This window comes from Amycolatopsis sp. NPDC051102 (assembly GCF_040682815.1).
In the GTDB taxonomy this organism is placed as follows: domain Bacteria; phylum Actinomycetota; class Actinomycetes; order Mycobacteriales; family Pseudonocardiaceae; genus Amycolatopsis.
On the sequence record NZ_JBFBBT010000005.1, the window covers coordinates 277,273 to 284,041 of the forward strand.

Here is a 6,769-nt window from a genome sequence, read left to right on the forward strand (position 1 = left end):
CGTCGGCGGCAGAACCCATCTTGCCGGGTGTTCGGAGCTGATCCGGCACCGGCTTGGTCCGGGGACGCGAGGTGTCCGGCCGCCTCAGCGCCGCGGGTGGCGGTTGATCAGCTCGTCGACCTCGTCACCGGTGGCCGAGTCGGCCACGAACGGTCCCCGGGCCGCGATCACCCCGAGCTGCCGCAGCCTGGTTGCCTGTTCGTGCGTCCGCACTCCCTCCGCGCCGACCCTCAGGTTCAGCTCGCGGGCCCGGGTGATCAGCTGGGTCAGGTGGCGCAGGTCGGATTCCGCCGGGTCGTCGGTGTCCAGGGCGTCGACCACCGGGCCGGACAGGATCACGTGGCGGACCGGGAGGCGGTGCTGGGGGATCAGCTCCAGGTCCGCCGAGCCCGAAATCGTCAGCACCAGCTGGGCGCCCAGGTCCGCCAGCACCGCCAGGGAGTCCAGGACTTCGCCGCGCGGGTCGAGCATCGAGTCGCGGTCCGTGCACAGGCGCAGGGCCCGTGCCGGGAGCTCGTGCTTGTCCAGCTGCTCCTTCACCAGCAGGACCAGGTCCGGGTCGATCGCCAGGCGGGCCGGCAGCCGGACGCAGACGTCGGGGGCCGCGTCGCCGAGGTGCTTCCGCCAGCGGGCCGTGGCCGCCAGGGACTCGGCCAGGAGCCAGCGGCCCAGCGGTACCGTCATGCCCGTCGTCTGGGCCAGCGGGTAGAACTCGTCGGAGTCGAGCTCGCCCTTCTCCGGGTGGTTCCAGCGCAGGCCCGCGTTGACCGCCGCCAGCTCGTCCGGGCGGGCGAGCTTCACCGTCGGCTGGTAGACCAGCGAGAACTCGCCGTTCTCCAGCGCACCGGCGATCACCGCGCCCAGCTGGTAGCGGCCGCGGTCGCGGGCGTCGAGCTCCGGGTCGAACAGCATCCACTGCGCCTTGCCGGCCTCCTTGGCCCGGTGCAGCGCGATCTCCGCCGCCCGCAGCAGTTCCGCCGCGCCGCCCTCGACGGCCGCGCGCACCACGATGCCCGCGCTCGCGCTCACGCCGATGCCGTGCCCGCCCAGGTAGATCGGCTCGTTGAGGTCCTCCAGGGCGCGCTCGACCAGGTCGACGACCTCGGTCGCGGCGAGCTCGCCGCGCAGCAGCACCGCGAAGCCGTCGCCGGACAGCCGCGCCACGAACCCGTCGTGGTGGCCGGTGAACACCGCCGACAGCTTGTTCGCCACGCCGCGCAGCACCTGGTCGCCGACGCCGGCGCCGAGGCCGTCGTTGATCACCTTGAAGCCGTCGACGTCGAGGTAGACCAGCGCGATGTCGTCGCGCGCGCCGGCGCCGAGCGCGGCCTCCAGCTTGGTGGTGAACGACGAGGCGTTGGGCAGCCCGGTCAGCGGGTCGTGCACGTTCTGGTGCAGCAGCCGCTCCTGCAGCAGGTGCAGCTCGTTCGCGTCCGACACCATCAGCACCGGGTAGACCGAGCCGGGCCGGTCGCCGGGCAGGCGGGCGAGGGTGACGTCGGTCCAGAGCCGGCCGTCATCGGTGTGGTCGAGCAGCATCCGCTCCTGGTAGCGCTCGCGCCCGGCGCGCACCTGCTCCAGCCCGGCCTCGAGCCGCGAGACGTCGTGGTCGGTGGAGCCGAGGGCCGTGATGTGCCTGCCGCGCAACCGTTCCGGTGAGCAGCCGAGCAGCTGGCCGAGGGCGAGGTTGGCCTCGACGATGGCGCCGTCGGGGTCGGCGAGCGCGATCCCCATCGGTGACGCGGCGTAGAGGGCGGTGAACCGCAGGAGCGCGCCGTCGTGCCGTGAGCCGGCGTGGTCGACCGCGTCGTTCGCGACCTCCAGCAACAGCGATTCGAGCTCCTCCGGGGGAAGTGTTACTCCTTTGGTGTCGGCCAACGTCGCCGCCCACCGGCGCGCCACGTCCAGCAGTCCTGACGCGGCACCGGGCTCAGGCACACTCCACCTCTTCACGCACAGGTATGGCCAGGTCGGACACGGTGTCGGGGAGCAGGCAGCCGCACGAGGCAGCACTCGCCCACGATCGATGCCACGCCATCATGTACGTCACGGGGTGTCTACCGGCTGAACGAGTGAACGAATCTCCACAAGCGGTAACATTTCGTTACCGGTTGTATGCAGGGGTGGACAGTGGGCGGGTCAGCGCCGGGTGAGGTGGACCGGAAGGCCGTCCGCGGGCACCGGCAGGGAGACGTAGTCCCAGCGCGCGGTGTAACTCTCCGGAACCGACCAGCGGTACGCCCGCAGCAGTTCGTGCATCAGCAACTTCACCTCGAGGCTGCCGAAGTGCAGCCCGATGCACTTGTGCGCGCCGCCGCCGAACGGCATCCACGCCATCCGGTGCGACTTGTCCTCGCGGCGGGGTTCGGCGAAGCGTTCCGGGTCGAACGCGAAGGGGTTCGTCCAGCACTCCGGCGTGAAGTGGTTGACGGTGGGCGAGACGCCGACCAGGGTGCCCGCCGGGATGTAGTGGCCGAGCACCTCGGTGTCCTTGACGGTCTGGCGGGTCAGCGACGGCACCGGGGCCACCAGCCGCAGCGCCTCCTTCATCACCAGGTCGAGGGTCTCCAGCTTGTCCAGCGCCGCGATGTCGGGCAGGTCGTCGCCGAGGGCCAGGGACTCTTCGCGGGCGCGTTCCTGCCACTCCGGGTGCTTCGCGAGGTAGTACGCCATGGCGCTGCTGGTGATGGTCGTCGTGTCGTGCGCGGCCATCATCAGGAAGATCATGTGGTTGACGATGTCGGTGTCGGAGAACCGGTCGCCGTCTTCGGTCGTGGCCTGGCAGAGGGCGGCGAACAGGTCGTCACCGCCGGAACGCCGTTTGGCGGGCAGGGTTTCGCCGAAGTAGCGCTCGAGGACCCGCCGCCCGTGCAGCCCGGCCGACCAGCGGCCGCCGGGCACCGGGAAGCGCACGAAGGCGGTGCCGGCCCGCACGGAGCTGACGAACGCGCGGTTGATCCGCGCCGCGTCGTCACCGCTGGGCATGCCCATGAACACGCGCGTCGCGACGTCGAGGGTCAGCTGCTTGAGCGCCCAGTACAGCCGCGGCCGCTCGCTCGAGCCCCAGCTCGCGACGCCTTCGCGCAGCGCGGGGCCCATCTCGCCGACGTAGCCGGCCAGCCGCGGGCGCGTGAAGGCCTCCTGCATGATCCGGCGGTGCAGGTGGTGCTCGCCGAAGTCCATCAGCATCAGCCCGCGCTCGAAGAACTTCTCGATGAAGAACTTCCAGCCCTCCTGCGAGAACGCCTTGTCCTTGTTGACGAGCGCGACCTGCGTGGCTTCGGGCCCGGACAGCGCGACGATCCGGCGGCCGAACCCGCCGGTCCACGACACCGGGCCGTAGAGCTCGTAGCGGCGCAGGCCGAACGCCGGCCCGAACCGCATCATCTCGAGCATGTGCCCGACGACCGGCGGGCCTTCGTCGCCGAGCACCGGCTTGAGGCCGCTGCCGGCGGGCGGCGTCGCGAGTTCCTTGACGGGCCAGCGCGACCGCAGCCAGCGCTCGTCGACCTTGTGCGGCAGGGGGAGCGCGGTCAAGGGCGGCACGCGTTCACGCAGTGCTTCGGCGGCTCGGCTCACGGTGCCCGGCAAAGTGACCATCTCCCCGTCGAGATCGGCTACCCCTTCACGATGCCCTCTTGTTGACGGTCTGACAACACCTGGGCGGCCCTCTTTTCGGGTGGTCTGCGCCGGAACTCGCTCGGGGTGGCGCCGCGGACCCGTTTGAACGCCGCGCTGAAGCCGAACGGGTCGGCGTACCCCACGGCACGGGCCACCTCCGCCACGGTCGCGTCCGGCCGCTCGGTCAGCAGGTCCGCGGCGAGCGCCATGCGGTGGCGGGTGAGGTAGGTCAGCGGCGGCTCGCCGACCAGCTCGGCGAACCGCTTGGCCAGCGTCGAGCGGGAGACCCCGGCCCTCTTGGCCAGTGTGGCGACCGTCCACGGCGCCGCGGGCTCGTCGTGCAGCAGGCGCAGGACCGGGCCGGCCACCGGGTCGCGCCGGGCCGTCCACCACGCCGGTGGTTCGCCGCCGGGCCGGTCGAACCAGGCGCGCAGGGTGCAGACGAGCAGCCAGTCCAGCAGCCGGTCGAGCACCACCTGCTGGCCAGGGGCGTCCACGGCGGCTTCGACGGCGAGGTGGTCCAGGACGGCGTCCCCGGTGCCGCCGCCGTCGACGCGCAGCACGGGAGGCAGGGCGTCCAGCAGCGGGCGGCTGATCTCGCCGTGCACGGGGTAGGCGCCGACGATCAGGGTGGTCGGGCCGTCGCCGTCGTCGCGCCAGCCGCGCCGGTACCGCGTCCCGCCGAGCTCGGGGACGGCGCAGAACTCGCCGCACGCGACGGGCTCGGCGCCGGTGCCGGGCTCGTCGACGAAGGTGAACGTCCCCGGCCCGCGCACGACGACGGTGTCGTAGGCGTGGAGCGGCTCGGGTTCGCCGTGTTCGGGGACGATCCAGCCGCCGCCGGAGAGCGAGGTGCACAGGGTCAGCGGAGCGCCGTCGACGAAGTGCAAGGCGAACGGCGGGGAGAGGGCCGAGCTGCCGAACAGCGAGCCGTGGGCGCGCACGCCGCGGAAGAGGTCGTCCACGGTCCCGAGGTTAGACGCATGGACAGGGATTCCGGTGTTTCACCCATGGGATCGTCCGGGCTGCCGGGGTTGACTGGACGTCATGAACGCAGTGACCCCTGACGACCTCGAGTTCCTCCGCCGCCCCCTGCACGGCTTCCTGACGGTGGCCGGCGCCGAGCCCCGCCCCGTCTGGTTCGAGGCGACCGGCGACGGCACGATCCAGCTGTTCAGCGAACCGGACGCGCTCAAGGTGCGCCGCGCGCGCCGCGACCCGCGGGCGTCGATCGTCGTGGCGGCACCGGTGGGGGAGCGAGAGCGCTGGGTGTCGGTCGCAGGCCGGATGTCGGTGGAGCGCGACGGCGCGCACGAGCTGGCGCAGCGCTTGGCGGCGCGGTATTGGGACCTCGGCGACCGGACCCGGGCGGCGGACCTCGAGGCCATCCTGGCGGGGGACCTGGTGCGCCTGGTGATCCACCCGGAAACCGTGCGCCGCTACGCGTACTGACGCGGGGAGACATGACCGAGCTGCCTCTGCGCGATCAAGCGGGCAACGTGCTCCTCGCCGTGCGCCGGGTCGCCGAGAGCGAGCTGCCGCACCCGGTGCCCGCCGCCGTGGTCGTGGTCGTGCACGCCGGCGCGGTCCTGATGATGTTCGACAAGCGCCGGGCGCAGTGGGAGCTCCCCGGCGGGATGCGGGAACCCGGAGAAACCGCCCGCGAGACGGCGGGCCGCGAACTCGCCGAGGAAACCGGCCTGCACGGGCCGACGCTGACCTTCGCCGCGGTGGCCGAGTTCGACCTGGTCCGCCCGGCGCGCCGGGAGCTCCTCGCCGTCTACCGGGCCGAGCTCGCCGCCGTGCCCCGGCTGACGCTCGGCGAGGAAGGGCTCGGCTTCCGGTGGTGGTCGCCGGGCGAGCCCGTCGGCCCGGGCACGAGCCCGCTGGACGCGGAGATCGCCGCGCGGGTGATGCCGTGAAACGGCCCCGCCCCGGTTCGCCGGGGCGGGGCCGTTCCAGGGGAGCTCAGTCCCAGTCGAGGGCGCCGCCCGACTGGTATTCGATCACGCGGGTCTCGAAGAAGTTCTTCTCCTTCTTCAGGTCCATCGCCTCGGACATCCACGGGAACGGGTTCTCGGTCTCGCCGAAGATCGGGGCCAGGCCGATCTGCTGCGCGCGGCGGTCGGTGATGAAGTGCATGTACTGCTCGCACAGCTGCGCCGACAGGCCGAGCATGCCGCGCGGCATCGTGTCGCGCGCGTAGTTGACCTCGAGCTCGCACGCCTCCTTCAGCATGCCGCGGACCTCTTCCTGGAACTCGGGCGTCCACAGGTGCGGGTTCTCGATCTTGATCTGGTTGATGCAGTCGATGCCGAAGTTCAGGTGGATCGACTCGTCGCGCAGGATGTACTGGTACTGCTCGGCGATGCCGACCATCTTGTTCCGGCGGCCCAGCGACAGGATCTGCGCGAAACCGGTGTAGAACCACATGCCCTCGAAGATCACGTAGAACGCGACCAGGTCACGCAGGAACGCCTGGTCGGCTTCCGGCGTGCCGGTCTCGAAGTCCGGGTTCTCCAGGTTCTGCGTGTACTTCAGCGCCCACGCGTCCTTGTCCGAAATGGACGGGACCTCGCGGTACATGTTGAACAGCTCGCCCTCGACCAGGCCGAGGCTTTCGCAGATGTACTGGAAGGTGTGCGTGTGCACGGCCTCCTCGAACGCCTGGCGCAGCAGGTACTGGCGGCACTCGGGGTTGGTGATCTGCCGGTACACCGCGAGCACGATGTTGTTGGCCACCAAGGACTCCGCGGTCGCGAAGAAGCCCAGGTTGCGCTTGAGCATCTGCCGCTCGTCCTCGGTGAGGCCGTCCGGCGACTTCCACAGCGCGATGTCGGCCTGCATGGCGACCTCGGTCGGCATCCAGTGGTTGTTGCAGCCGGCCAGGTACTTCTCCCACGCCCACTTGTACTTCATGGGCAGCAGCTGGTTGACGTCGGCGCGCGCGTTGATCATGCGCTTGTCGTCGACGTTGATCCGGGCGGCGCCGACCTCGATCTCCCCGAGGCCGGTCGCGTCCGTCGTCTCCACGTTGGTCATGTCGCTCACTTCATGCAGGTGGGGTGGGGGGGGGGGGTGGGGCGGGCGCGCGGGCCCGCAGCAGCAGCCCCCCCCCCCGGCGCGGCCGGGCCGGCGGCGGCCCCAC

Annotated in this window: 6 protein-coding genes; 2 read left to right on the top strand and 4 right to left on the bottom strand. The window is 71.4% G+C overall.

The window, feature by feature from the left end; translation table 11 throughout:
* Positions 1-84: 84 nt before the first annotated feature.
* The 3 genes from AB0M93_RS18545 to AB0M93_RS18555 form a co-directional block, all read right to left on the bottom strand.
* Positions 85-1,902 (bottom strand): EAL domain-containing protein, encoded by a 1,818-nt coding sequence (locus tag AB0M93_RS18545; protein WP_364275173.1) that lies wholly within the window; start codon positions 1,900-1,902, stop codon positions 85-87.
* Positions 1,903-2,139: 237 nt separating this feature from the next.
* Positions 2,140-3,600, bottom strand: coding sequence for a cytochrome P450 (locus AB0M93_RS18550; RefSeq protein ID WP_364274945.1), 1,461 nt, complete (start codon positions 3,598-3,600; stop codon positions 2,140-2,142).
* A gap of 17 nt (positions 3,601-3,617) precedes the next feature.
* A complete protein-coding gene (locus AB0M93_RS18555; RefSeq protein ID WP_364274947.1) occupies positions 3,618-4,586 on the bottom strand; it encodes an AraC family transcriptional regulator in 969 nt (322 codons plus the stop codon).
* Positions 4,587-4,668: 82 nt separating this feature from the next.
* On the opposite strand from AB0M93_RS18555, the gene AB0M93_RS18560 reads away from it, so the two are divergent.
* Positions 4,669-5,073: a pyridoxamine 5'-phosphate oxidase family protein gene (locus AB0M93_RS18560; RefSeq protein ID WP_364274949.1), complete on the top strand. Its 405-nt coding sequence runs from the start codon at positions 4,669-4,671 to the stop codon at positions 5,071-5,073.
* Between the two features lie 11 nt (positions 5,074-5,084).
* Positions 5,085-5,543 (top strand): NUDIX hydrolase, encoded by a 459-nt coding sequence (locus AB0M93_RS18565; protein WP_364274951.1) that lies wholly within the window; start codon positions 5,085-5,087, stop codon positions 5,541-5,543.
* A 46-nt stretch (positions 5,544-5,589) separates the two neighbouring features.
* Here the strand turns inward: AB0M93_RS18565 and AB0M93_RS18570 are convergent, their stop codons facing one another.
* Positions 5,590-6,663 (bottom strand): ribonucleotide-diphosphate reductase subunit beta, encoded by a 1,074-nt coding sequence (locus AB0M93_RS18570; RefSeq protein ID WP_364274953.1) that lies wholly within the window; start codon positions 6,661-6,663, stop codon positions 5,590-5,592.
* Positions 6,664-6,769: the final 106 nt, after the last annotated feature.

Coding starts and splice junctions, on each gene's coding strand:
- AB0M93_RS18560 (WP_364274949.1), top strand. CDS start 4,669: ATGAACGCAGTGACCCCTGACGACCTCGAGTTCCTCCGCCGCCCCCTG.
- AB0M93_RS18550 (WP_364274945.1), bottom strand. CDS start 3,600: ATGGTCACTTTGCCGGGCACCGTGAGCCGAGCCGCCGAAGCACTGCGT.
- AB0M93_RS18570 (WP_364274953.1), bottom strand. CDS start 6,663: ATGACCAACGTGGAGACGACGGACGCGACCGGCCTCGGGGAGATCGAG.
- AB0M93_RS18565 (WP_364274951.1), top strand. CDS start 5,085: ATGACCGAGCTGCCTCTGCGCGATCAAGCGGGCAACGTGCTCCTCGCC.